Below are 23,046 nucleotides of genomic sequence, written 5' to 3'. Positions count from 1 at the left end.
CTTTCGCGTTGAGGTCGAATGCACTCAGATTACACTCCCGGAACGGCGGATGCTATCTCCGGCACTTCCAGCAGTTGGGGGCGCACCGTCTTGAGGTCTCCAACGACAACGAGCGTCATGACGTCAGGCTTCAGATACTGGCCGATCAGGCGGGAGACGTCCTGCGGCGCGACGGCCCGCACCTTGCCCACGTAGTGTTCCAGCTCGGTGCGCGGCAGGCCGAAGCTGTCGTAGTAGGCCAGGCTGGAGATGAGGCCGCTGCGCGTTGCCGTTCGCAGCACCCACATGCCCGCAAGGCCGTTCTGCTTGGCTTGCAGTTCCTCCTGCGCGGGCGGCTCGCCGGCCAGCTGGCGGATTTCCTTGAACACCTCGCGCAAGCTGTCTCCGGTGTGGGCGGAGGTGACGTCCGCCACCAGCACCCACTGGCCATATCCCGTGCCATAGGCGGCGCTGGACGAAGGCGAGTAGGTGTAGCCCTTGTCTTCCCGCAGGTTGAGCGTGATGCGGGAGGTGAAGCTGCCGCCCAGCACGTCGTTGGCGACGGTCATGGGGATGCGGCCCGCGAACTCGGCCGGACCCGGCAGGGGCATGCCCATGTAGATGGTGGACTGGGGCGCATCCGGCCGGTCGATCAGCACCACATTGATTTTCGACGCCGGGTCGGCGGGACGGATGATCGGCTCCGGCCCCTGCTGCCAGTCGCCGAAGGCCGCTTCGATGGCCTGGCGCATGGCGGCGGCATCGAACTGGCCGGCCACGTAAAGGTGGGCGCGCCGGGCTCCCAGCTTCTCGGCGTGGAAGCGGCGAATGTCCTCGATGGTGACCGCGTTGATCTCCTCCTCGGTCAGCATGCCGTGGCCGAAGGGATGCCCGGCGAGGAAGGTCTTGGTGAAGGCATCGCCCGCCAGCGATTGCGGGTTGGTTCTGGCGATGGCGAGGTTGCGGAGCGCATCCTGCTTGATGCGGGGCAACTCGCTTTCGGGCAGGTTCGGGCGGCGCACCACGTCAGCCAGCAGGGCCATCGCCTGCGGCCCGAACTCGGAGAGTACCGAAATCCCGGCGCTGAAGAACTCCTGCCCGCTGCCGACGCCGACCGAGCCGCCCATGTCTCCCGCCCGCTGGGCTATGGCGACGGCGGACTGCCCGGCCGCGCCCTCGTTCATCAGCGCGCCGGTGAAGTCGACGGTGCCGTACTTCTCCTGATCGAACACCCCGGCGCGGATCCGCAGGGAGAGCGTCACCTTGGGCACGGAGCCGAAGGGGATCATCGTCACCTGCATGCCGTTGGCGAGGCGATAGGTCTCGATGGCGGGCAGTTCCAGCTCGCGCGGCGTGCCCGGCGGTGGCGGGGTTTCCCGCGCCGGACTTGCTGCCTCCTGCGCCTGGGCAAGCGCCGGCGCTGCGGCGGTGGCGGAAAGCGCAACGGCAAGCGCTGCGGAACGGAGAAGGTGGCTCAGCATCATTGGGCCTCTCCCTTGGCGGGGACCGGTGAAGGGGCCGGAGCGGCCGCGCCGGGTTCGAGAATCAGCACCGTGCGCTGGGTGGGCGCCAGATACTTGCGGGCGGTCTCCTGAATGAGTTCGGGCGTGACCGCGGCAAAGCCCTGCTCGATGCGGTTCACCTGCGCCGGGTCGTCCTCGAACAGGGCAAAGGAGGCGAGCAGGTCCATGAGCGAGAACCGCGTGCTCGACCCTACCATGTCGTAAAGGCCGGAGCGCAGGCGGGTGCGGATGCGATCCAGTTCGGATTGCGGCACCGGCTGCTCCCGCAGCTGATTGATGACCGCATCCACGTCCTGCATGATCGTCTCAGGCGCGATGCTGGCGTCGTGCACCAGGCCGAAGGTCATCAGCATGGGGCCGTTGTAGGTGAACATGCCGCCCAGGAACGGGTTGATGCCACCCATCACGCCATCGGTGTAGCCCTTCTCCCGCACCAGTTTCTGGGTGAGGCGGGCGTCGTCCCCGCCTTGCAGCAGGCTCTCGATCATGCCGAAGGCATACCACTCCGGCGTGCCGCGCGGCGGCACCTTGTAGGCGAAGGCAAGACCCGGGCGCGGCGCGAGCGGGTCCGTGCGGCGCACGACCTTCTCTGCCGTCTGCTCCGGCTCGGAGATGTCGGGCATCTGGCCGGTGGGCCGGGCCTTGATGTCGCCGAAGTACTTCTGCACCCAGGCCCAGGTTTTCTCGACATCAATGTCGCCCGCCACCACCAGCGCCGCGTTGCCGGGGGCATAGTACTGCTGGCGGAAGGTCTCGGCCTCCTCCAGCGTGGCAGCTTGCAGGTGGTCGAGGTCGCCGTAGAAGTTGTGGGCGTTGTACCAGTTGGAGAAGGCCGCCTGCGGCATGTCCAGCCACATGAACCCGCCGTAGGGCTGGTTCAGCACGTTCACCTTCACCTCGTTGATCACCACATCCTGCTGGTTCTTCAGCATCTCGGGGGTGAGGGCGAGGCTTTTCATCCGGTCCGCCTCGGCCCACAGCACCGTCTCGGTCAGGTGGCTTGGCACCACCTCGTAGTAGTTGGTGTAGTCCCAGCGGGTGGAGCCGTTGAGCACGCCGCCGTTGCCCTCGATCAGCTTCAGGAACTCGCCCTTGCCCAGGTTGGCGGAGCCCTGGAACATCAGGTGCTCGAACAGGTGGGCATAGCCGGTGCGGTCCTTCGGCTCCACGCGCCAGCCGACGCCATAGTAGACGCCGATTGTGGTGGACGGCACGGACGGATCGGGCGCGAGCACCACCTTCAGCCCGTTCTCCAGCTTGCGATAAACCACGTCGACGAGCGGCTTGCTTGCCACCGCTGCGGGCGCGGTTGCGGCCGCCGGAGCCGCCGTCTGGGGGGCGGGCGCAGTTGCTGTGTTCGTGGCGGAGGATGCACAGCCTGCCAGGGCGGCAACGCTGGCAAGAAGGACGGCGCGGCCGCCCAACCGGAAGAGGCTTTTTCTCATGCGGCCAAGCCTAATATCCGAAATTTTCGCCGTCCAGTGGCGAGCAGGCGTAAACGCCCAACTGCGCTGCGGATTCAGGTTCGCGCCGATGATACGCGCACAGCCGGACGCGCGCGCGGTTTCGGCCGGCGGAACCAGAAGGTCCAGACCGACAGCGTGCCAAGCAAGCCCAGCCCCAGGCCGGAGAGGGTCATGACGACGCGATAGGCGATGCCGCCCACCTTGGCCGCGTGCAGGGGGTAGGCCGCATTGAACACTTGCGTGGCGGCGGGCATGGCCAGCGCATCCCGCGCCTCGACGAGGCGGCCGTCGGCGGGGTCGAACCACAGCAGGGTGCGGCCGTTGGGCAGCCATTCCTCCGGCTGCTTCATGCGGAGGGAGATCAGGTCGCCAGGCTTGCCGGGCAGGCGAAGCGAGCGGAACTCGGCCTCGGGAAAGCGGCGGTGCGCCTCGCCGAGAACGGTGGCCCAGTTAAGCTGGGGGTTGAGCGCGCCGCCCTTGATCTCGGGCGGGGCCATGGCGGCGCGAAAATCCTGCCCGCCGGAGAGGGGGCTGAGCAACAGGTTGGCGACCGGGCGCAGCGTCAGCATCACGCCGGTCAAGAGGGAGAGGAACAGCAGCGGCGCGACGATGACGCCAATGTCCCGATGCTGGCGCATGATGGCCGGGCGGCTCATCCGCGCCGGCCACAGGCGGAACTCAAATGTCTTGCGGGTGCGCCACCACAGGACGACGCCGGTGACGACAAAGCCGAGGCCGACAAGGCCCAGGCAGCCCGCCACAACGGAGCCGACCTCGCCCGACCACAGGTAATGATGCAGGTCGAACAGCCACAGCTCGACGCGATCCCACTTGCTGTCCCAGCGGGTGACGATCTCGCCCGCCTGGTTGGCATAGGCGCCCGCTTCCCCGCCGAAGCCCAGGCGATGGAGGCCGAAATTCCGGGTCGACAGCAGGATGGACTGCGGCCTTTCGGGCCCGGTCATCAGCCGGGTTACCGTGTCGGCAAGGACGGAGACCTCCTGCACCTGCGGGTCATCGGCGTGGGGCAGCAAAACCCAGGCGTCCTTGTGGACGAGAATCGCGCCCGACAGACCCAGCACCGCCAGCAGGAGGCCGATGAGACCGCCTGTCCAGCGGTGCAGGAGGTCGATAGCCTTCATCAGAACTGGTAATCCCAGCCCAGCGTCCAGACACGGCCGCGACCCGCGTAGAAGCGGAAGTTGTCGTCCGGGCGCTGCACCTGGCTGTTGTAGGTGATGTAGTGCTTGTCGAACAGGTTCTGCACGCTGAGCGAAATGCCGCCGAACCGGGTGACGTACCGCACGGTGGCGTCGGTCAGGGTGTAGCCGCCGAAGTCATTGCGCGGATCACTGCCCTCGAACGTGCGGGACAAGTAGACCTGCGTCTGCACCCGCGCCGTCACCGGCCCGTAGGCGTAGGCGGCGGCCAGGTTCAGGCGGTCCGGTGAGATGTTGGCGCCGTCCAGGTCGATGTCCACCTCCCCGTCCCCATCGCTGTCGGTGCGGCCCACGATATGGGCGTAGCCGGTGGAGAGGGTGAGGCCCGGCACGGGGGTGCGAACGGCAACGTTCAGCTCCAGCCCTTCGATCTCGACGCGCTGGCGCTGCACTTCATAGACGCCGCCCACCAGCGTGAGCAGCTGCCCCTTCTTGCTGGTGGACCAGAAGTAGGAAACGCTGGCATCAAGCGGCCCCTTGGCGATCTCGAACCCGACCTCGCGGTTGTTGGAGACGATGGGGCTGATATCAAGGAAGTCATCAATCCGCACGCCCTCTGCCGAGACCGCGCGGGTGATGCGGCCGACGTCCGGCACCGTATAGCCTTCGGCATAGCTGACGTAGGCGCGGATGCCCTCCACCGGCTCCACGATCACGCCGCCGTTGAACAGCGTGTCGCTGAACTTGGGCGCGCCGCCTTCCACGAAGCGCGAGCCATAGGCCGCGAGCGTGGTGTAGTCCTCCACCTTGATGCGCGCCATCTCGTGGCGCAGACCGCCCGCCAGGCGCAGCGTCTCGTCGAACAGGGCGAGGTTCAGCTGGGTGAACGGCGCAAGGCTGCGGAAATCGGTGGGCGGCACCCAAGTGCGGCCGGTGGCAATGAGCCGCTGCTCGGTCTTGTCGAACAGGGCATCGAAGCCGACCGTGGCGGTTAGCGCCTCGAAGCCGGGAACGGCGCGCTCATAGGTGAACTTGCCGCCCAGCTTGCGCGAGCGGTTCTGCGACTGGTCGAACAGCGTGCCGACAGGGGCAATCGCCGGATCCTGGAAGGTGGCGATGGGCGTCGGATCGCCGCCGAAGGTATCGCGGGAGCGGTTGAAGAACAGCTGGCTGACGAAGTCGCCGCCGGCAAGGTCGGTGTCGGTGAGGGACAGCGACAGGCTCTCGGTGCGGTTCGTCGCCGGCTGGCCCGGCGGGTTGCCCTTCGTCGCGCTGGCGGGCAGGCCGGTTAGGCGGTTGCCCTCTACAATGATATAATCGCCGTCGCCTTCCAGCTCGAAGCGGTTGGCGATGAGGTCCAGCCGCGCCGTGTCGTCCAGCTGGTAGCCGAAGCGACCGAACAGCGACCAGCTCTGCGAATCCTGCGTCTCGCCTTGGGTGCTATCGACGCCGATGCGCCGCCCCTCGCCGTCATAGAATGCGCCGCGCTTCTCATAGGCCGCGCCCACCGTGGCATCGAACCGGCCCGAGCGGTAGCCTACGAGGCCGGCGGTCTTGCCGCCCAGCCCATCGCTGGAGAAGCCGTCGTCCGCCGTGCCTTGGGCGAGGAAGCGGCCCGATACGCCATCGGTCTTCGGCGCGCCCACGGTTACCTGATTGACGATGCCGCCGGTGCCGCCGATACCCTGGAGGGCGTTGGAGCCGAAGATCACCTCCACCCGCTCGACGAAGAAGGGGTCGATGGTGAAGCCGTCGCGCGAGCCATCGCGCAGCGGCGTGGACTGGGGAATGCCGTTGATGGCGAACAGCGGCGAGCGGCCCCGCAGCGTCTCGCCCGAGCCGGAGAGTTTCTGCCGCGTGGGTGAGAAGGAGGGAATGAGCGTTGCAACCGCATCTACCACCGAGCCGCTGATGGCCGCCTGCTGGGCGAGGCTTTCCATATCGATGACGTCGATGGTCAGCGGCAGGGCGTTGGACGGCAGGGCCGACCGCGCCGCGGACACCACAATGGCATCTGCGGCAAAGGCTTCAGCTTCGGTGGCTTGAGCGGCCGGAGCGGCAACCCAGGCCGCGCCCGCCAGCAAATAAGAGTACTTGCAACGCATTATGATTCTTAACCCCTCTGTTTCGGGCGCTGTATCTAGCCTGAATACGTTGCATCTGCAACTCATTCTGAATAAGAAAATGGTCGAATCTCGGTTTTTTGTTAAGGCCGCCCGCCGGTTGGAGGGGGAACGGGCCGCCGCTCAGCTCTGCCCTGCAATGAAACTGCAATGCTCGGAGTCTATATAGCCGGCGCGGCTCGGCTGGGCGGCGTTGTTCACTCAGGCCCGGCCTGGCAGTCCTGTGCAGTCGCGCAAAGGTCTAGCGTCATGATGACGGTCCCTACGAAGCCTCTCCTGATTGGGCTGATGTTTCTTGCCCTCCACTCCGGCACGGCCCACGCAGCCGATGCGTGGGTGCGAGAGGCCGAGAACCGGCTTGCTTCAACCCGCACTTACCCGCGCTCGGCGCAGGTTCGAAAGGAGGCCGGCACGGCCGTGGTCTCCCTACAGGTGGATGGCAACGGGCTCATTACCGGCTATCAGATTGCCCGCTCTTCCGGCTCCGAGATTCTCGACCGGGAAGCGGAGCGGGCGCTGGACCGCATCGGTCAGTTCACGCCGACGCCGGACCGCAAGCCGCGCACTGTTGCCGTGCGCGTGACCTGGCCCGGCCCGCAGGACAAGCTGATCAATTAAGGCATCGTTGAGGGGGTTTCGCGCCCTGCGCCCTGCGTTCCAAGCGGGTGCGCGCGGGGTTTTCCGGCCCGCCTCGCCGAACCGGGGCAAAGAAAAAGCCGGCCCGGGTTGCCCCGGACCGGCTCTTTGTCTTGCGAGGAACCGAACTTCTTAGAAGTCCATGCCGCCGCCCGGCATGGCCGGAGCCGGCGTTTCCTTCTTCGGCGCCTCGGCGATCATGGCCTCGGTGGTGATGAGCAGGCCCGCCACCGACGCGGCGTCCTGCAGGGCCGAGCGGACCACCTTGGTCGGGTCGATCACGCCAGCCTTCACCAGGTTCTTGTACGAACCTTCCTGGGCGTCGAAGCCGTAGTCGAAGTCGTTCTGCTCCAGCAGCTTGCCGGCGATCACCGCGCCGTCGAAGCCGGCGTTCTCGGCGATCTGGCGCACCGGCGCCTGCAGCGCGCGGCGGATGATGTCGATGCCGACGCGCTGGTCGTCGTTGGCCGCCTTCAGGCGGTCCAGCGCCTTGGTGGCATAGAGCAGCGCGGTGCCGCCGCCCGGCACGATGCCTTCCTCAACCGCGGCGCGGGTGGCGTTGAGCGCGTCGTCCACGCGGTCCTTGCGCTCCTTCACCTCGACCTCGGTCGCGCCGCCCACCTTGATCACGGCCACGCCGCCCGACAGCTTGGCGAGGCGCTCCTGGAGCTTCTCGCGGTCATAGTCGGACGTGGTGGTCTCGATCTGGGCGCGGATCTGGTCGCAGCGGGCCGCCACATCGGCCTTCTTGCCAGCGCCGCCGACGATCGTGGTGTTGTCCTTGTCGATCGTGACCTTCTTGGCGCGGCCCAGCATGTCGACGGTGACGTTCTCCAGCTTGATGCCCAGCTCTTCGGAGACGACCTGGCCGTTGGTGAGGATGGCGATGTCCTCCAGCATGGCCTTGCGGCGATCGCCAAAGCCCGGCGCCTTGACGGCCGCAACCTTCAGGCCGCCGCGCAGACGGTTGACCACGAGGGTGGCCAGCGCCTCGCCCTCGACGTCCTCAGCGATGATGAGCAGCGGACGGCCCGACTGCACCACCTTCTCGAGCACCGGCACCAGCGCCTGGATGGAGGAGAGCTTCTTCTCGTGAATGAGGATGTAGGGATCCTCCAGCTCCACCTTCATCTTCTCGGTGTCGGTGATGAAGTAGGGGCTGAGGTAGCCGCGGTCGAACTGCATGCCCTCGACCACGTCCAGCTGGGACTCGAGGCTCTTGGCCTCCTCGACGGTGATGACGCCTTCCTTGCCCACCTTGTCCATGGCCTCGGCGATCATCTTGCCGATCTCGGCCTCGCCGTTGGCGGAGATGGTGCCGACCTGGGCGATCTCGGCGTTGTTCTTCACCGGGCGCGAGCGCTCCTTCAGGGTCTCGACCACCTTGGCCACGGCAAGATCGATGCCGCGCTTCAGGTCCATCGGGTTCATGCCGGCGGCCACGGCCTTCGCGCCCTCGCGGACAATGGCCTGGGCCAGCACGGTGGCGGTGGTGGTGCCGTCGCCGGCCAGGTCATTGGTGCGGGAGGCCACCTCGCGCAGCATCTGCGCGCCCATGTTCTCGAACTTGTCGGCGAGCTCGATTTCCTTGGCGACCGACACGCCGTCCTTGGTGGTGCGCGGCGCGCCGAAGGACTTCTCGATCACCACGTTGCGGCCCTTCGGGCCCAGGGTCACCTTCACGGCGTCGGCAAGGATATCAACACCCCGCAGCATCCGCTGCCGGGCTTCGGCCGAAAACTTTACTTCCTTAGCAGCCATGTGATTTCCTCCAAATCAATCGATCGGTTGATCAGGCCGCCTTGCGACGGCTGCCGGCCGAATTCTCCAGAATGCCGAGGATGTCGGATTCCTTCATGATCAGCAGCTCCTCGCCGTCGATCTTGACCTCGGTGCCGGACCATTTGCCGAAGAGAACCATGTCGCCCACCTGGACATCCAGGGGGATGAGCTCACCGGCTTCATTGCGCGCGCCCGGGCCGACGGCGATGACTTCGCCCTGCTGCGGCTTTTCCTTGGCGGTGTCGGGGATGATGATGCCGCCAGCCGTGCGCTCGTCCTGATCAACGCGCCGAACCACCACGCGATCGTGCAGCGGTTTGAAGCCCATTCTTGTCCTCCGCAAATTCAGAATTGTTCTTTGATGGTTTAGCACTCTCCTGCCGAGAGTGCTAACGGCCGGCGAGATAGGATGGCCGCGGAGGCGTTTCAAGAGGGGTGCGGGGCCCGGCCAGTGATTGGCAGGGGATTGATCGTTCCACTCGAATTCGCGGTGCCGGAGATGGTTAGAACTGTTACGTATCCCGGCTTTGCCGGTTGCCGATGGAGAAATGGTGCCTGGGCGACTACAACAGGGCCTGTCCAGGAACAGGCCACCCCTGCCTGGTACAAGTCTGCTCCCGTTCAGCCGCAGGTAACAGGCTCCCAAACATTTGACTCCTGAAATAATAACATAAATCTAGTCCAACAAGACCAGTCCTGAATTTGGTCTGGAAAGACCTGGGAATCGCCAATCTTTTGCCTCGCAGGGATTGGAGACTTTTTAGAAAGCTATCTTGCCCGTACATGTTACGCAGTTCCGAAGTTCGGGCCATTCCTTGAGCCCAAGACCGGCAAGTTTATGGTTACTAGGGGCATCGTCATGTTGCTAACTGGGCAATCGGTAACAAGATAAAATATGGTAGCTGACTCATCAGCCTGCTGCACGCGTTTCTGGCAAATGGCGCTGTTTCGCTGCCGGTGAGCCGTTTTGCCAAGAGGAATACTGCGTTTCAGACGATTGCGCTCGGTGCACTTTTCCTGGAAGGTGCGGTTGGGAACCTGCTCCCGGCGTGTGAGATTGGCGTTGTGTGCCTTAGGGTCGCAGTGGTCATCACTCGCATCACCGGTTATGGCTCCCTCTGCTTTGGTCTTCGCGCATGACCTGACGGCAGAGTCGGGGAGACACCCAGAAACGGTTCTGTTTCGTTGTGAGCACGGAAACGCTCTGACAGCAATGAGGCATGCCGCCACTTTTTGGGGACTTAACGGTGGGAGGATCGGAGCGAAGCGTGCCAATCGTGCTTGGTGCCAGTTGTCCTGGAGGCACTACTGGGCTGGTTGTGGAATTCGTAACGGAATAAATTATGATCAAGGCCGATACTGTTAAATCATTTATATTTGTATTTCTTTTGCCAAGTGTAGCGCTATACTTTGGTTTGCGCGCGCTTGGGAATTGGGTTCCGGCCTATTTTAATGTCGATTTTATTCTGATTCTTTTTGTTCTGGTCTTTATGTGCCGGTTCTGGGGTGTTTCCAGATGGCTGGCGGCTCTGCTTGGTGTCCTGGGGATATCGAGCGTTGTATTTTTCAGGGGTCTATTAGACATCGGTGGCTTTTATGTTCCCGATATTTGGTCACTCGTCGATTATTTTGGATTTATAGGTGAATGGCCTTGGAGGTTGTTCGCTCCAATAATTATGGCAGGCGTTGCCGCCCACGTCGGATATTTTGTCATATTGCGTGGAATTAACTATCGCGAGGTGCCTCTGTGGTTTCCTCTGGCACTTCTATTGATTGTCGTATGTTTGGATTTCTTTGGAGCTGTCAGCCCAATCAAGTTCAAGGCCAGCCCCATTCAGGGAAATATTGCCACAAGCACGGCATATGAAGTTCTTGGGCATTTGCCCAGGCTGCTGAAGCCGACACCCTGGGAGCCGGTGCCAACACAATCCGTGTTGAAACAGCATTTGCTGGAGCGTGCAGCGCCGGCGCACATCATGTCGGTTTCTGTCGAATCATGGGGCGTGATGAAGGACGACACGCTCAATCGTCAGATCACGGCCAACCTGAAAAGCGTTGAAGGGTTGTACACCGTTGAAACCCAGAGCCGGCCGTCGAGCGTTGGAACGATTGTTGGGGAATTTCGGGATCTGTGCGGCTTGACGCTCTTGGGTATGCCCTCGGCCGAACAAGCTTCGAGTGTACGCGAACATTGCCTTCCAAATATTCTAGCGGCTCGTGGTTGGAAGACCTACGGTTTGCATGGCAACTCTGGCCTATTCTATGATCGACGTCGCATTTATCCAGCGATTGGCTTTGAAAACGTCTGGTTCCGTGAAGAATTGGACAAGGCAGAAACTACGCCCTGTCGAGCAGTTGGTTTTCCTGGATGGTGTGATCGTGTCGTATTCCGGCGTGGTTTGGCTCAAATGGCAACGTCGCCGCGCAGCTTTGTGCATGTCATCTCTCTGGATACCCATTTGCCATTGAAGGCGACAAAAGAAGAAGAGGCTTACTGTAAGGAGCTGAACGCGGATTCATGCCTGTATGTTCTGCGGTTCGGTAAGGTTCTTCATGATCTCGCCCAAGTTATTAATGAGGCCCCCGTCAAGCCGGACATGGTTTTCGTTTGGGGTGATCATCCGCCGCCCTATATCGATAAGAATGCCCGCGATTTGTTTGTGGACGGGCAAGTGCCAATGGTGATCCTGAAGCTGAAGAACGGCGAATCCACGTAAGAGGTGCGGGCAGCCAGTATCTTGTTATGAAACGGTGATCTGTCTGCACTTGGTGAAAGAGCTGGAGTTAGCCGGAGGGAGCTTTTTGCTGAATGCGGAGAAGCTCCCTCCTTTTGAGTCAGCAGATCGAGATAATCGGGAATTCTTATCCGACTGTTTGTGTTTCCATAAGTTTTTTCACAATCCGCAGGGCGGCGCGCCCATCCCCAAAGGGGTTTCTCGCTTGAGCCATGGCGTCGTAGAGATCACGGCGATCCAAAAGTTCCTCGATTGCGGCCTGCAAGCCTTCACTCGACGTGCCGACCAACTTTGCCGTTCCTGCCTCGATCGCCTCGGGCCGCTCGGTGGTATCACGCGTGACCAGAACAGGTTTTCCCAGCCCCGGAGCCTCTTCCTGAATCCCGCCAGAGTCGGTGACGATCAGATAGGCGCGTTGCATCAGATAAACGAACGGAAGATAATCCAGTGGTTCGATCAGATGAACAGACTTGCAGCCACCAAGTACTTCAATGGCAGTGTTTTGCACATTGGGATTGAGATGCACCGGGTATACGAACTCGACATCTGTGCGAAGCCGACTAATCCGTGCTAATGTCTCGCATACCCGCCGAAGACCGCCGTCAAAATTCTCCCGGCGGTGACCCGTTACCAGAATGAGCTTTCTGGAGGGATCCAGATAGTTGAATTGTTCGGCCAATGCACCCTTCAGATCGGAATCGGTGTCGAGCTGGCGTGCGACCAGTTGCAGCGCATCAATAACCGTATTGCCGGTCACCAGCATGGCATTGGCAGGGATGTTCTCCCGACGCAGGTTGTCCGCCGCTTTTTGAGTTGGCGGAAAATGCAAGTTCGTAAGCTGACCGATCAGCTTTCGATTGCCCTCCTCCGGCCACGGGGAATACAAGTTTCCTGTACGCAGCCCTGCTTCGATATGAGCGACCCGGACTTTTCTGTAATAAGCCGCAAGGGCTCCGGCAAACGCCGTAGTGGTATCCCCCTGAACAACGACCCAGTCTGGCTGAAAGGCATCGATAACCTTGCCAACACCCTCGAGGATGGCGGACGTTGTATAAGTCAGATCCTGCCCAGGCTTCATGACATTGAGGTCATATGTAGGCTGGATCTTAAAAAGCTGAAGCACTGAATCAAGCATCTGACGATGCTGCCCCGTGACGCAGGCCGCATGTATCACGCCCGGCGTCGACTCCAAGGCCTGCACTAACGGCGCCATCTTAATGGCTTCAGGACGAGTTCCAAAAACTGTTAAAACTTTCATAACTGCTACTTGCCCCAAAAGCAGACCAGGTTGTTAGGGTAAGTTGGTAAAATGCAATCTGTATCGCAAAAAATACCCAGGAAAGCTGATGATTTTTGCTTCTCTTTGAAGCCTTGTTTTCAATAAACTATCTCTGCCTATTTATCTCTCGAGGTTAAGGTTGTCTAAGGTTTCCCGCTTAGGCAGTTTCTTTCAATATATAAACTCCCCCAACCTCAATGTATTCCCAGGCCTCCTAGAAAGGCCGTTTTATGTGTGTTCGCGCGTTGCCTTCCCTACCCTAGGGAAATTTTCAAATCCATATAGAAGACTGTACACACCCCTCAGGTACCAATTTCATCGTAGCAGTCCTGATACAGTTTCGACATCGTCGTCGCGCTTATCTGATGTAGGCCCTCCGGGTTGGGACAAGCCATTCCTTTGGAGGGGCTCCCTTCTGAAGAATAAAACTGCCGAAAAAGACTGGTAAGGGAGTCCGTGTGCTCGGTATTGAACAGGTCAACCTGTGCAGGGAAAAGATTTCTGACCAGCTGGTGAGCCTGAATATCTGACGCCAGAATTCTTGTGCCAGTTGCTGCGCCCTCGATGAGAGCCATGGGCAGGCCTTCTGAGACGGACGCGGAAACCAACGCATCCGATGCCTGGAGCAGCTTTGGCACATCACTTCGCGGCCCCAGAAAGCGAATTGACGGCATTCCACGGGCTGCAGCCTCGCACTCCTGGCGGAGCGGGCCATCCCCTACAAAGACAAGAAACGCGGAAGGTCCGAGATCTGCTGCCACGAAGCTTTTGATAACATCGAGTGGGCGTTTGCGCGGGATCAACACTCCCGTATGAAGAAAGATCGTGGCATCAACGGGAAAACCCAACGCCTCGCGTAGGTGTTTAACTTCCTCTCGGGAGGAAAGGGGCCTGAACAGTTCGGTGTCGATGCCATTCAGGATAATGTCTGCATGAACGTTTTCCCGGCCAAGCGCTTCGGCAACAGCGGGTGATACGGCGATCGGGCGGATGCCGCAGCGAAGTGATTTAATGTGCCGCGTCGCTAGAAATGTGCCGCGCAGAACCCCGTAGGCCATCCGATAATCAGTGCGCAGGTCTGCATGTATGGTGCTCAAGATGTGCCCGCGCACCCAGGGAATAGACGATGCAAGAATATCCGCCCTGGCGCCGTGTGTGTGGATTACGGACGGACCGATTTTCTCGATAAGTGTGGCAAGCTGCTGCTTCCCATCCAGCATCGAGCGCAGCCGAGACAAGTTCAGCTGGTGGATTTCGATACCTCTCGCCTGGAAATCCTTGAGCCGGCTCTGCTCTGGCTCCGGTGACAAGGTGGCAATAACCGCGCGATAACGCTGGGGGTCATAGTTGCTCGTGATGCCGTGCAACACATTGACCGGGCCAGTCCGAGCCAGGGTCGAGATAACAGAAAGAACAGTTTTGGCCATCTAACGCACCTGTGACCGCAGAAATATCGCCTTGTACAGAAGTCCGCCGGTAACAACCATGAGCATTGCAGACGCCGACCAGCGTGCCGCCTGAATGCCAGTACACCCGTGCTCCTTCCATAAAAGCGCCAATGCAACAAGAGCGGAGGCCCAGAACACATTAAGCAGACTGCCGGCCCGGAACCTGCCCAGCGCGTGCAACATGCTGCCTGTGAGAGCCAGCATCATTGCCATGCCTGCATTCAGAAGCATGAAACGAACGGCCCAGGTATCTAGAACGATGTTGTTTCCAAACAAAATCTCCAGACAGCGTGGAAATAGACCCAACAAAGCAGCGAAAACGGTTCCAGCTACCCCAATCAACATCACAATAATGAAGGTCTGACGTAAAAGATGCGGGTTGTTGTCCTTGTTCAGATGTCTGGAAAGCAGGGGGAGCAGTGCCTGGCTGACAATGCCAGAGACATAAACCGCAACGATGTGAACTTGCTCGAGCGCGTGGAACATGGCGAGCTCTTGCGCTCCACGCGGCCCACTGACGACAAGACTGCTGACAAAGAACGTTACCGGAATAACGCAAATATTGGCAAGCGTTGCCCACAGAGCCGGGCGAAACAATGAAGGATAATCAAATGCTTCGGGGGAAGGCGAACCATCCTTGCCTCGAGGCGGTGAATGGCGAATGACAAGAACGATTGCAAGTCCAAGGGCTGCCGCAGCACCGGCCGCCAGTCCGTTGACAGCACTCTGAGGTGTGCTGTTGACAAGAGCCCCGATCCCCATCCCCAGGCCTTGAAGCAGGCCTCCGAACGCCGTTATCAACGCGGCAGATCGGGTTGCATGCAATCCATTGCAGATACTGACTCCGACCATAGCGAGGGACCAGCAAGCGCCCGCGATAATGGCCGGAACGACCACTCTGGCATCAACGACGTTGCCGAAGAATGATGATGCGCGATCAGGGCCAACCAGAAACATCATGCAGGCAAGCGCCGTAACGGACAACAAAGCTGCAATAGCAGCTCGCCAAATCAAACGATACTGCAGCAGTGGTTGATCAGTGGCTGAGAGTCGCTGCGCGAGGACCTGCGCTAAGCCTCCGGTCGTGAGACTTGCTGCAACTGCCGTCCAGGCAAAGGCCGCGCTGACGGATGCGTAGCTATCGGCAGCTTGGGTGCGCCCAATTCCCAGTAACGCGAGAAGAGGAAGCAGGCGGCCAGTAATACTTCCTGCACCAAGGATCAGGGACCGACGGAACAGGGTGCTTGCGAAGGTCAAGCGACAGGCCTCAATCCGGTATTGCAGAAGAAATCAGCAATTGCAGGAATGTAAAGTTTCCGATCAAAATAGTTCTCGAACAGGTTTGTGTATTCCTGCAAAATGGCAGATGGCTCAAGGGCCCTGTTCTCGACTGCCAGAATGGCTTCGGCCACCATGCGAGGCTGCGGCTCGTCCACCATGACTACCGGAACAATTCCTGACAGTTTTTCGGCGTAATCCCGTACAGCTGTTGTCGTGATAGGAATGACACCTGCGGCCATGTAGCTGCTGACCTTAGTCGGTGTCGCCACGGCGTTTACAACATGATGTTCGCGTAGAACAAACCCATACTTGAAGTTTCTAAGTGTCGATTGCAATTGATGGGCTGGCACATAGTCATACGCTAAGTCGGAAAGCCCGACGTTTTCTGCCATTCGCCGGGCGGCCGCCTGGTCGCCAGTCAGAACCGTCAGGGTCGCATCAGGCCTTGCTTTTTTTATTTCTGCGAAGGTCTGGAGCGTCGCTTCGAAGCACTGCCATTTGTGCAGACTGCCGGCATAAACAAAACTGGGCCGTGAATATTTTCCTGGTATCAGAAATGCGCTCGCATCCAATGCCTGATTGACACACGGCATGATGAATACGGGAAGCTGGCGGAAACCATATTTCTGTTCGTAATGAGCCGACATGGCCTTGGAGACCATGAACACTCCATTGACGCGCGGCAGCACAATACGTTCGAAGATTGACCAGTAGAACTTGCGGAACTTACTGCCTCGTTGCAATTCCGCTTCTTCCGGAACGACGCCTTGAACCCAAAGCCAGATCGGTGACCCCCGACGCTGCATCATTGCAATGAGAGCGCGCTTGCAGTCCAGAACCAGGATGGGCTCTTGAGGGGGGGCCTGCTCGATTCGTGAGACATGGCGAAGGCTCCAGCCGATACGGGCCAAGGCAAGACCAATCGTCTCAACGTAGTAGTTGGTCGCATCATTAAGATCATGATGCGGTGCATAAAGCCACACAGAGGTATGCAGAGTATTTTTCATTGAAAGTCAGAAAGCCGCAATTGTCGGAATCCAGTTTGGGAAATGTTGAGCATCTCTGCGTCGTGACCCAACGTATCAGTCATTCTCGCGTAGCTTCCCCGAAGCATCCGCCTTGGTTGGCTTTTGGTTGAGATTATAAAGAAGCAAACCAAGGTAAATAGAAGTGTAGGGAATGCATACGGGGTTTGTTGAAACCGTGATCGTGATGGACAGGAAAGTAATAAAAAACGCCAGAAATACCGTTCGATGGTCCCAGCGCAAGGTGAGCGGCCACAGATATGGAGCCAAGAGAATCAGGAATCCCGGCAGACCGAATTGCAAGGAGCGCAATACGAATTCGGAGTCCACATATGCTTTTGGCGGAAGCTCTGTCAGGGAAAGACCTCCTATCAGCAGCCGCTCGGGACTCTTGAGCGCCCAATCGATCATGTTCAACCTGTGAAACACGGATTCGAAATCGCGCCAGCTAAGTCGCTTTTCGATCACAAAGGTATTAATGGTCCATCCCACAAGATTGGGATATGTCTTGGATGAGTCGGCCCAAGTCATGCAGGCCAGAAAAAGCATAAAAACACATAGTCCAGCGAAGGAAATGAGCAGTCCCTTGGCAAGGGAGTGGCCAATCAGAAAACGAATAATAAATTCAAAGAGGAAGAAAGCGAGCAAGCCCATGCGATGTCCGCCTAGCAGCAGGCCGACAAAGCCCAAGATCAGCCAGCGTTTCCTGGGATCGGAAAGATAAATGGTTCGGGCCATGAAATAGCAGAGCATTGCTGCATAGGTGGCGTTTCCAAATGTACCCGGAACCCGCCGACTCTCCGCTCCACTAATAAACCTCAGGGCCTGGTTGGTGTCGGCCGCTACGTTGGTTGCAAGCCACGTCCAGTAAGGTGATAATAAGTCAGTAATATTCAGAAAATTGACAGTCTGCGCTGCCATGAGAAGCAACTGCCCAATAAGCATGGCTTTCAATGAGCGAACAATAAAGTCATGTCCGTCATGTTCGAGAATGACCCAGACAAACAGGAAGCTAACAAATTGTTGGAAGACGATATAAGAATACGCGGCATCTTTGATTGAGCCACCCGCAGCAACATAGGTGCGCGCAGATAGCAACGTAACGAACAGAAGTGAAAATGCCCAGATGAGGGCCGGGGTGCGCGGTATTTTCTGAACCACCAACACCCCCAGGAGGCTGAAAAGCAGGAAGCTTGAGACCGGGAGGCCTCCGACCCGCTGAATTGGAGCGAGCACCAAGACTGTCAGGGCGATCCCTGCTAACAACTTGAGTGTAGCCGCAAGCGGCGTCTGCTCAGTGGGTGGCGCGGAGACGGACGAGATCATGTGCAACAATCAGTGCCGAGCTAATAAGAGCCCCCAGAATTAAGCCTAGAGCCGCGTTCAAAATCGGTTTGGGGTGCGTTGGGTGCTCAGTTGCACGGGCAGCCTGGAAGACCTGCCCGACCACAGGCGCTTTTGAACGGATATCGATTTCCGATGCTAAAAGGCGCTCGAGGTTAGCGGTCAAACCCTTGCGTACTTCCGAAATTGCTTCGGTTTCCAGCTGCTGCCGCACATAGTCAAGCTGTTGACCTATGACGATCTGGCGCTGCTCACGCGTTACCGCCAAAGCTGCCTGCATGACGGCGTTCAGGAGATCTTCGCCCAGTTTGGGATCAGGATGGACAATCTCGAGGGTGGCCAGGCCTGAATCCCGATCAGTTGTTACCTTGAGATTCTTGTCCAAATAGTTTGCCAACTGAGCCGGTGAAGGAGGAGTCCAGCCCCGTTTCTGGCCGAGCAGTTTCTGAATCCCGACCATTACCTTCCGGCTCATGGAAGGAGCGGGTTCCACCCATTCCTTTCTGCTGTCCAACACGGAACGGAATGCAGTTTTTGAGGCTGCGAGACGCGCGACAAGGGCGCGGTCCTGCATCACGCGGGCAGCCACATCGAAGGATGTCAACCGTGAAACCAGCTGGTTGAACTCGGTATTGCCACCTCCGATCAATCCACCGAGGTTCGGGAAGTCCAAACCAATCGAGGCCATGCGGCCATCAAATTGATTTTGGGAAACCGGCGCCAGGCGCGCCTCTACTGTGTAACGCGGCGTTGCTGTGTGATTGTAGATGACGGCAAGCAGCAATCCGCACAGAGAAGCTGCGATGACAATCCATTTTTGCCGCCATACATTTCCGACAACGGCATCTGCTGGAATAGAGGAAATTGGTGTGTCCGGCGTCATGCTCAAGCCATGTTGATAAAGCTAAGCTACGCTCTCTACGCGGCGCAGCCGGCTGGAATAAGCAAGCCGTTGTAGACTCGTGGGTGCCAAACGCAAGCAAAGACGAGCCAAGGGAAAAACAAATTCCCAACTCGGTCCGTGGAGCTCCCAAATGCCCCGCGTGTAAACGCGGAACTCTGACCATGCCTTCTTAAAGCTACGGCGTCCCCAAAAATTCGGGCTCACGGTGCACTCATAAAGAGGCTCGTGGATGTTGGCAAAGGCAAGGCCTGCCTTCAGGCATTCGAACCAGAATGCAATGTCCTCATTCAAGGGAACGGCCGGGTAGCCGCCCAGTCGATCGAACACCGTGCGCCGGAAGCAGGCTGTTGCGTGAGCAATGGGAACTCTTCTCCCGATATCACGTCGTGCCGCCTCAGGAGAGGGCGCGTAGCGTACAATCCTTCGGGCACCAGTCTCGGTGTCAACTTCCGTGATTGCTGTTCCAAGAATGTCTATCTCCGGATGGGTATCCATGAAGGCGATCTGTCGGGCGAACCGCAACGGATGCGAAACATCGTCGGTGTCCATCCGAAAGAGGTAGGTCTCGTCCTGCGCCATCCGGATAAGATCATTCAGAACATGCACGAGACCGCGATTGTGCTCAAACCAAGCGACGCGATGCAACCGCGGTTCCATCGTCTGAATTTCATGGGTCAACGCAATCGGAACGGGGCCATCTACACCCAGATAAACGCGCAATTCGATGTCTGATGGAAGCTCTTGGTTTAGAATCGACTCGATCGCTCGCCTGAAGAGCTTCGGATCTTCGGCGTGATACACAGATATCAATACACCGATTGCACGCGATACCATATCGAGCGTCCCGTTGGATGTCGGATTAACAGCTCTACGGGAACGTCAGCGTGTCCCGGTAGGGCACGGCTTTTACCAGCGGGCCTCCAATTCGGCAAACTGTGTTTCGCTATGTGGGGGGCAAAGGTTGGGACAACTGACCCGTTTCTTTCTCGGGTTATTGTATGTAAATGCAAATTTCTGGGGACCTCAACTATTAACGTCTGCATGCGGTAGGCAAGAGAGCGCAGTGCCTGTTTTTACGGGCGCTGGTCTCACCGATTCTGCTTCTTTTGAAATCTACTGTTGGCTTTCCCGCGGAACGGTTTGACAGCGTGGGATCGCCGAGGAGTCGACACCGTTAATTCCTATAAAGCGCGAAATCGCATTCGAAGAGAATCAGGCAACAACGATCGCGACCCACGGCTGGTTGGGTGGCCTTCTGCCGTGAGACCAGGTCGAAATGACAAAACCCCGGCTTGGCACTCGCCGAGCCGGGGTTTTGCGAAACCTGGTGGAGCCGAGGGGAGTCGAACCCCTGACCTCTACAATGCCATTGTAGCGCTCTCCCAACTGAGCTACGGCCCCGTTTTATTTCCAGTGCGAGGCGTTTGGGGGCGCCTCGCTGTGTGGTGGGCGGCTTCTAGCGGAAGCCGGAGAACCGTGCAAGTGTTTCTTGCACGATTTTTTTATTCTTCCTCCATGTCCGGGTCGACGACCTCGGCCAGGTCGGTATCGTCGTCCAGATCGGCGTCAGCCGCATCGTCCGCACCGTCCAGGTCGTCCGCCTCGAGCAGATCCTCATCATCCACCAGCTCGACGTCGTCGCCTTCGGCGCGCACCTTGGCCTTGGCGGTCTCTTCAAACGGCAGCGGCTGCTTGGACTTCAGAATCGGCTCGGGAACCCAGGTGACGCCGCAGCTGATGCAGGTCACGGGATCGTCATTGCCAAGATCGTAGAAGCGCGTGCTGCAGCGCGGGCACGTCCGCTTCGAACCCCACTCCGGCTTTACCACGCTTGGTTCTCCCCGAACGGTCGCCCAAGCTGGGCGACAAGGAACAAAAAAGGGCGCGGCCAGCGCACACTGGCCACGGGATGGCGGCGTGCTTGCCACAGCCCTTGGGCGCTGTCAAAAGGAAATTCCCCAGCGGAACCGCTTCGCTCCGACCAGTAGAAAGACCGAGCCCGTTTCATGTTGCCACTGACCGCACGATCAGCCTCCGCCCTCAAGGGACGCGTTCGAGTCCCGGGGGACAAGTCCATCTCCCACCGTGCCCTGATGCTGGGGTGTCTCGCCGTCGGCGAGACGCGCGTCGAGGGTATGCTGGAAGGCGAGGATGTGCTGGCCACCGCCGCGGCCATGCGGGCCTTCGGCGCCCGGGTGGAGCGCACCGGCGAAGGCGCGTGGACCATCCACGGCGTCGGCGTCGGCGGCCTGCTGGAGCCGGAGGACGTGCTCGACATGGGGAACTCCGGCACCTCCACCCGCCTCATCATGGGGCTGGTGGCAAGCCACCCCATCACCGCCGTTTTCACCGGCGACGCCTCGCTGCGCCGCCGCCCGATGCAGCGGGTGATCGACCCGCTCGGCCAGATGGGCGCCTCGTTTGTTTCCCGCAGCGGCGGGAGACTGCCGCTGACCATCACCGGCCGCGCCCCGGCGACGCCGATCACCTACACGCTGCCGGTTGCCTCGGCGCAGGTGAAGTCCGCCATTCTGCTGGCCGGCCTCAACACGCCGGGCATCACCACCGTCATCGAGAAGGAGCCCACCCGCGACCACAGCGAGCGGATGCTGAAAGGCTTCGGGGCGGATCTGTGGACCGAGACGACGCCGGAGGGCACCGCCATCCACGTGCGCGGCGAGGCCGAGCTGAAGCCGGGCCGGATCGTGGTGCCGGGCGACCCCTCCTCCGCCGCCTTCCCTGTCGTGGCCGCGGCGATTCTGCCGGGCTCGGACGTGCTGGTGGAGAATGTGGGCATCAACCCCACCCGCGCGGGGCTGTTCACCGTTCTCAAGGAGATGGGCGCGGACCTCGCCTACGAGAACGAGCGCGAGGTGGGCGGCGAGCCGGTGGCCGACATCCGGGTGCGCGGCAGCGCGCTCAAGGGCATCGAGGTGCCGCCGGAGATCGCCCCGAGCATGATCGACGAATACCCGATTCTCGCCGTGGCGGCGGCCTTCGCCGAAGGCACCACCATCATGCGCGGCATCGGCGAGCTGCGGGTGAAGGAATCGGACCGAATCGCCATGATGGCGGCAGGGCTTGCGGCCTGCGGCGTCCGCGTGACCGAGGAGCCCGAAGGCCTGATCGTCGAGGGCACCGGCGGCGCGCCCGTGCCGGGCGGCGCCACCGTCGCGGCAAAGCTCGACCACCGCATCGCCATGAGCTTCGCCGTGCTGGGCCAGCACGCCAAAGCTCCGGTGACAGTGGACGACGCCTCCCCCATCAACACCAGCTTCCCCGGCTTCGTGGCACTGATGACCGGCCTGGGCGCTGAGCTGGCCGTGGTGGAAGAACAGAAGTGATGTTTTTGCAGAGGGTCTCGGACCCTCTGCACTCCCTTCGTTTTTCGGGCCGCGTTTCCGATGCGCACGGGAAACACGGCCGCATAATCCTTGGCATATAAAAAGGGACGCGCCCGTCATCACGCGCACGTCCCTTTGAATCGAATGGCCTTTAGAATCGAACGGGAGGTGCAGGAGGGGCAAGCCCCTCCTGCAAGACACAAGAGACAAGTAAGGACTGGGAATGATTATCGCGGTTGATGGACCGTCCGCTTCGGGCAAGGGCACGCTCGCCCGCCGACTCGCGCAGCACTATGGTCTGCGCCATCTGGACACGGGCGCCCTCTACAGGATGGTGGGGCTGGCTGTCCTCCAGTCGGGTGGGGATCCGGCGGATGAGGCGGCGGCGCTGGCGGCGGCGCGGGCGCTTGATCTCAGCCTCATGGAGCATCCCGATCTGCGCTCGGAGGCGACCGGCAGCGCTGCGTCCAAGGTGGCGGCCCAGCCGGGCGTGCGGGCGGCCCTGCTCCAGTTCCAGCGGGATTTTGCCAGGGAAAACGGCGGCGCGGTGCTGGACGGGCGGGATATCGGCACGGTGGTTTGCCCCGAGGCGGAGGTGAAGCTGTTCGTGGTGGCCCGGGCGGATGTGCGGGCGCGCCGGCGCCATGCGGAGCTGGCCAGCTACGGTGTGGACGTGCCCTACGAGACGGTTCTGGCCGATATCGAGGCGCGCGACGCGCGGGACATGAACCGGGCTGTGGCGCCGCTGAAGCCTGCGCCGGACGCGCTCTTGCTCGACACCAGCGATTTGGATATAGACGCTGCGGTTCAGCAGGCCCGGAGTTTGGTTGACTCGCGTCTTGCCGAATTGAAACTTGGCTCCCACGCCGTTCGTAATCGCTCCTGATGCCTTGCTTTCCAAGGTATGGGCGACCCGGGAACTGGCGGAGTGCCAGCACCTGCAACCTTCCCGGCAGGCCCTTCGAGCCGCGCCGGTGTTCGTCGTTTGGGTGATGTAACAGGAGCCCAATGCCGGCG

18 protein-coding genes and 1 tRNA gene are annotated in these 23,046 nt (G+C 60.2%); 4 read left to right on the top strand and 15 right to left on the bottom strand.

The window, feature by feature from the left end; all coding sequences use genetic code 11:
• Nucleotides 1-29: 29 nt before the first annotated feature.
• From ACSJJU_RS04555 to ACSJJU_RS04540, 4 genes are all read right to left on the bottom strand, one after another.
• A complete protein-coding gene (locus tag ACSJJU_RS04555; RefSeq protein WP_435914011.1) occupies nt 30-1,463 on the bottom strand; it encodes a M16 family metallopeptidase in 1,434 nt (477 codons plus the stop codon).
• Complete coding sequence (locus ACSJJU_RS04550) at nt 1,460-2,947, bottom strand: M16 family metallopeptidase (protein WP_435914010.1); 1,488 nt, start codon at nt 2,945-2,947, stop codon at nt 1,460-1,462. Before ACSJJU_RS04550 ends, ACSJJU_RS04555 begins: the two co-directional genes overlap by 4 nt.
• Nucleotides 2,948-3,021: 74 nt before the next feature.
• Nucleotides 3,022-4,110 carry a PepSY-associated TM helix domain-containing protein gene (locus ACSJJU_RS04545; protein ID WP_435914009.1) on the bottom strand — a complete coding sequence of 363 codons (1,089 nt, stop codon included), beginning with the start codon at nt 4,108-4,110 and terminating at the stop codon, nt 3,022-3,024.
• Entirely contained in the window at nt 4,110-6,233 is a 2,124-nt protein-coding gene (locus ACSJJU_RS04540; protein WP_435914008.1) for a TonB-dependent receptor, read from the bottom strand. The genes ACSJJU_RS04545 and ACSJJU_RS04540 overlap by 1 nt, the downstream gene beginning before the upstream one ends.
• Before the next feature lie 306 nt (nt 6,234-6,539).
• On the opposite strand from ACSJJU_RS04540, the gene ACSJJU_RS04535 reads away from it, so the two are divergent.
• Entirely contained in the window at nt 6,540-6,869 is a 330-nt protein-coding gene (locus ACSJJU_RS04535) for an energy transducer TonB (protein WP_435914007.1), read from the top strand.
• Nucleotides 6,870-7,019: 150 nt separating this feature from the next.
• Here ACSJJU_RS04535 and groL read toward each other — a convergent pair whose 3' ends face one another.
• Nucleotides 7,020-8,648 carry a chaperonin GroEL gene (gene groL / locus ACSJJU_RS04530; protein WP_435914006.1) on the bottom strand — a complete coding sequence of 543 codons (1,629 nt, stop codon included), beginning with the start codon at nt 8,646-8,648 and terminating at the stop codon, nt 7,020-7,022.
• Between the two features lie 31 nt (nt 8,649-8,679).
• Nucleotides 8,680-8,997 carry a co-chaperone GroES gene (gene groES, locus ACSJJU_RS04525; protein ID WP_435914005.1) on the bottom strand — a complete coding sequence of 106 codons (318 nt, stop codon included), beginning with the start codon at nt 8,995-8,997 and terminating at the stop codon, nt 8,680-8,682.
• Between the two features lie 1,015 nt (nt 8,998-10,012).
• Between groES and ACSJJU_RS04520 the strand changes: the two genes are divergently transcribed.
• Nucleotides 10,013-11,386, top strand: coding sequence for a sulfatase-like hydrolase/transferase (locus tag ACSJJU_RS04520; protein WP_435914004.1), 1,374 nt, complete (start codon nt 10,013-10,015; stop codon nt 11,384-11,386).
• A 145-nt stretch (nt 11,387-11,531) separates the two neighbouring features.
• Here the strand turns inward: ACSJJU_RS04520 and wecB are convergent, their stop codons facing one another.
• The 9 genes from wecB to ACSJJU_RS04475 all read right to left on the bottom strand — a co-directional run bounded on the left by wecB (nt 11,532) and on the right by ACSJJU_RS04475 (nt 20,514).
• A complete protein-coding gene (wecB, locus tag ACSJJU_RS04515) occupies nt 11,532-12,662 on the bottom strand; it encodes a non-hydrolyzing UDP-N-acetylglucosamine 2-epimerase (protein WP_435914003.1) in 1,131 nt (376 codons plus the stop codon).
• Nucleotides 12,663-12,985: 323 nt separating this feature from the next.
• Nucleotides 12,986-14,110: a glycosyltransferase family 4 protein gene (locus ACSJJU_RS04510; protein ID WP_435914002.1), complete on the bottom strand. Its 1,125-nt coding sequence runs from the start codon at nt 14,108-14,110 to the stop codon at nt 12,986-12,988.
• Nucleotides 14,111-15,388, bottom strand: coding sequence for a hypothetical protein (locus tag ACSJJU_RS04505; RefSeq protein WP_435914001.1), 1,278 nt, complete (start codon nt 15,386-15,388; stop codon nt 14,111-14,113). It lies immediately after the preceding gene.
• Nucleotides 15,385-16,419, bottom strand: coding sequence for a hypothetical protein (locus ACSJJU_RS04500; RefSeq protein WP_435914000.1), 1,035 nt, complete (start codon nt 16,417-16,419; stop codon nt 15,385-15,387). Before ACSJJU_RS04500 ends, ACSJJU_RS04505 begins: the two co-directional genes overlap by 4 nt.
• 75 nt (nt 16,420-16,494) lie before the next feature.
• Nucleotides 16,495-17,763, bottom strand: a complete 1,269-nt coding sequence (locus ACSJJU_RS04495) for a hypothetical protein (RefSeq protein ID WP_435913999.1) — start codon at nt 17,761-17,763, stop codon at nt 16,495-16,497.
• The gene (locus tag ACSJJU_RS04490; protein WP_435913998.1) at nt 17,732-18,664 is read right to left on the bottom strand and encodes a Wzz/FepE/Etk N-terminal domain-containing protein; all 933 of its coding nucleotides are present in this window, start codon (nt 18,662-18,664) and stop codon (nt 17,732-17,734) included. The genes ACSJJU_RS04495 and ACSJJU_RS04490 overlap by 32 nt, the downstream gene beginning before the upstream one ends.
• A gap of 21 nt (nt 18,665-18,685) precedes the next feature.
• Nucleotides 18,686-19,519: a glycosyltransferase gene (locus ACSJJU_RS04485; protein WP_435913997.1), complete on the bottom strand. Its 834-nt coding sequence runs from the start codon at nt 19,517-19,519 to the stop codon at nt 18,686-18,688.
• Between the two features lie 491 nt (nt 19,520-20,010).
• A tRNA-Ala gene (locus ACSJJU_RS04480) sits at nt 20,011-20,086 on the bottom strand.
• 101 nt (nt 20,087-20,187) lie between these two features.
• Nucleotides 20,188-20,514 (bottom strand): TIGR02300 family protein, encoded by a 327-nt coding sequence (locus ACSJJU_RS04475; protein WP_435913996.1) that lies wholly within the window; start codon nt 20,512-20,514, stop codon nt 20,188-20,190.
• A gap of 177 nt (nt 20,515-20,691) precedes the next feature.
• Here ACSJJU_RS04475 and aroA point away from each other — a divergent pair, with 177 nt between their 5' ends.
• Together aroA and cmk are read left to right on the top strand one after the other, a co-directional pair.
• Entirely contained in the window at nt 20,692-22,029 is a 1,338-nt protein-coding gene (gene aroA, locus ACSJJU_RS04470; RefSeq protein WP_435913995.1) for a 3-phosphoshikimate 1-carboxyvinyltransferase, read from the top strand.
• A 223-nt stretch (nt 22,030-22,252) separates the two neighbouring features.
• The gene (cmk, locus tag ACSJJU_RS04465; RefSeq protein ID WP_435913994.1) at nt 22,253-22,915 is read left to right on the top strand and encodes a (d)CMP kinase; all 663 of its coding nucleotides are present in this window, start codon (nt 22,253-22,255) and stop codon (nt 22,913-22,915) included.
• Nucleotides 22,916-23,046 lie beyond the last annotated feature (131 nt).

The sequence above is a fragment of the Pedomonas sp. V897 genome (assembly GCF_051304405.1).
Taxonomy (GTDB): domain Bacteria; phylum Pseudomonadota; class Alphaproteobacteria; order Sphingomonadales; family Sphingomonadaceae; genus Pedomonas.
The sequence above is the reverse complement of the archived record's forward strand: the minus strand, read 5'-3'. Positions and strand labels throughout refer to the sequence as shown.

What these genes read in the sequence shown, in the direction of transcription:
- ACSJJU_RS04555 (WP_435914011.1), bottom strand. Translation starts at nt 1,463, where the DNA reads ATGATGCTGAGCCACCTTCTCCGTTCCGCAGCGCTTGCCGTTGCGCTT.
- ACSJJU_RS04550 (WP_435914010.1), bottom strand. Translation starts at nt 2,947, where the DNA reads ATGAGAAAAAGCCTCTTCCGGTTGGGCGGCCGCGCCGTCCTTCTTGCC.
- ACSJJU_RS04545 (WP_435914009.1), bottom strand. Translation starts at nt 4,110, where the DNA reads ATGAAGGCTATCGACCTCCTGCACCGCTGGACAGGCGGTCTCATCGGC.
- ACSJJU_RS04540 (WP_435914008.1), bottom strand. Translation starts at nt 6,233, where the DNA reads ATGCGTTGCAAGTACTCTTATTTGCTGGCGGGCGCGGCCTGGGTTGCC.
- ACSJJU_RS04535 (WP_435914007.1), top strand. Translation starts at nt 6,540, where the DNA reads ATGTTTCTTGCCCTCCACTCCGGCACGGCCCACGCAGCCGATGCGTGG.
- groL (WP_435914006.1), bottom strand. Translation starts at nt 8,648, where the DNA reads ATGGCTGCTAAGGAAGTAAAGTTTTCGGCCGAAGCCCGGCAGCGGATG.
- groES (WP_435914005.1), bottom strand. Translation starts at nt 8,997, where the DNA reads ATGGGCTTCAAACCGCTGCACGATCGCGTGGTGGTTCGGCGCGTTGAT.
- ACSJJU_RS04520 (WP_435914004.1), top strand. Translation starts at nt 10,013, where the DNA reads ATGATCAAGGCCGATACTGTTAAATCATTTATATTTGTATTTCTTTTG.
- wecB (WP_435914003.1), bottom strand. Translation starts at nt 12,662, where the DNA reads ATGAAAGTTTTAACAGTTTTTGGAACTCGTCCTGAAGCCATTAAGATG.
- ACSJJU_RS04510 (WP_435914002.1), bottom strand. Translation starts at nt 14,110, where the DNA reads ATGGCCAAAACTGTTCTTTCTGTTATCTCGACCCTGGCTCGGACTGGC.
- ACSJJU_RS04500 (WP_435914000.1), bottom strand. Translation starts at nt 16,419, where the DNA reads ATGAAAAATACTCTGCATACCTCTGTGTGGCTTTATGCACCGCATCAT.
- ACSJJU_RS04495 (WP_435913999.1), bottom strand. Translation starts at nt 17,763, where the DNA reads ATGATCTCGTCCGTCTCCGCGCCACCCACTGAGCAGACGCCGCTTGCG.
- ACSJJU_RS04490 (WP_435913998.1), bottom strand. Translation starts at nt 18,664, where the DNA reads ATGACGCCGGACACACCAATTTCCTCTATTCCAGCAGATGCCGTTGTC.
- ACSJJU_RS04485 (WP_435913997.1), bottom strand. Translation starts at nt 19,519, where the DNA reads ATGGTATCGCGTGCAATCGGTGTATTGATATCTGTGTATCACGCCGAA.
- aroA (WP_435913995.1), top strand. Translation starts at nt 20,692, where the DNA reads ATGTTGCCACTGACCGCACGATCAGCCTCCGCCCTCAAGGGACGCGTT.
- cmk (WP_435913994.1), top strand. Translation starts at nt 22,253, where the DNA reads ATGATTATCGCGGTTGATGGACCGTCCGCTTCGGGCAAGGGCACGCTC.